The 1,334-nt window shown below is 52.6% G+C and carries 1 protein-coding gene and 1 pseudogene; both read left to right on the forward strand.

Annotated elements, in window-relative coordinates; translation table 11 throughout:
* A partial coding sequence (locus ACE4YL_RS03310; RefSeq protein WP_461369211.1) for a head maturation protease, ClpP-related occupies positions 1 to 858 on the forward strand: 858 nt, incomplete at its 5' end.
* Positions 855 to 1,334, forward strand: a pseudogene (locus ACE4YL_RS03315) (phage major capsid protein); the annotation flags it as partial. The gene ACE4YL_RS03310 and the pseudogene ACE4YL_RS03315, both read left to right, overlap by 4 nt.

Below are 1,334 nucleotides of genomic sequence, written 5' to 3' on the forward strand. Positions count from 1 at the left end.
AGAACGCTTAACGAAAGGGGTGAGTTAATGAACCGGTATTGGCAACTGGTCGTCCAAGACAAAGAAGCGGCCCTTTACATCTACGGGGACATCGTAACCGAGGACTTGAAGTGGTTTGAGTCTGATGTGAGCGGCCACGAACTGGTACAGCAGCTGGACCAGCTGGATGTTGACTTAATTAACGTCTATATCAACAGCTACGGAGGATTCGTCAGTGAGGCTTGGGCTATCCATAACGCCCTAAAACGCCATAAGGTCAAGATCAGAACCGTTTGCGAAGGCTTTGCCTGCTCTGCAGCGAGCTTGATTTTTATGGCCGGAGACGAGCGCATTATGTTGGACACTTCAGCGCTTTGGATTCACAACGTTCAAACCTTCGCCGCCGGTGACTACAAAAAGCTCCAAAGTGAGGCTGAGGGTGCCAAGAAACTCAACGAGCTCGGTATGCAGATTTACTTGGAGCATGTGAACCTCTCTGAGGAAGAGCTGGCGGAGATGATGGATAAGGAGACATGGATTTCCCCAGCCGAAGCCCTGGAGTGGGGCTTCGCCACCGCTATCCAGTCAGGAGGTGAGAGCAAGAAGCCTACACAAAGCGCAAGAAAACACATCTTCGACATGATCTTTAAAGAATTGAACCGGCCGCTCACGGCGCATGGAAACGTGCAGGTGCCATTCGAAGAGCAGCTGGAAGAGTTCGCAAAACAGTTCCTGGCTAAGCTCTGGGCACAAGCAAACGAAACCGAACAAGAAGGTCCAGTTCCAGACCAGGAGCACCAAGACTCTGAAAGCAAGGGTCTTTTCAATTTCCTGGAGGCGTTAGCCTCAAAACTAAGCGAAGGAGATGAAGAGAAGTGAAGAACCTTGATTTGCTTAAACAACAGAAAGAAGCGTGGACGTCTAGAATCCAGGATGCTGTTAAGAACGGTGATGAGACGGCGTTCGCCGAGGCATTCGTGGAGTATACGGACGTCCTGCAGGAGGCGGTAATTGCGGAGGCCCGTGGCCTGGTGCAGGCAACTGACAACCAGATCCTCGCTGGCCGCGGTGTGAGGGTACTGACGAGCGAGGAACATCAGTACTACCAGAAGCTCATCGAGGCTATGAGGTCAGACAGCCCCAAGCAGGCGCTGACCAACTTCGATGCGGTCCTGCCAGAGACCATCATCAACGCCGTTTTCGAGGACATCACTGAGGAGCACCCGCTCTTATCGGAAATCAAGTTCGAGAACGCGTCGGCCCTGATCAAGTGGCTGTACAGCACAATGGACGGTCGTTTTCTGGCCTGGTGGGGGCCGCTGTGCAGTGAAATTAAAAAGCAGCTTGCCGCCCAG

Origin of the sequence: Candidatus Darwinibacter acetoxidans, assembly GCF_041936445.1 — a bacterium.
Classification (GTDB): domain Bacteria; phylum Bacillota; class Limnochordia; order Darwinibacteriales; family Darwinibacteriaceae; genus DTU010.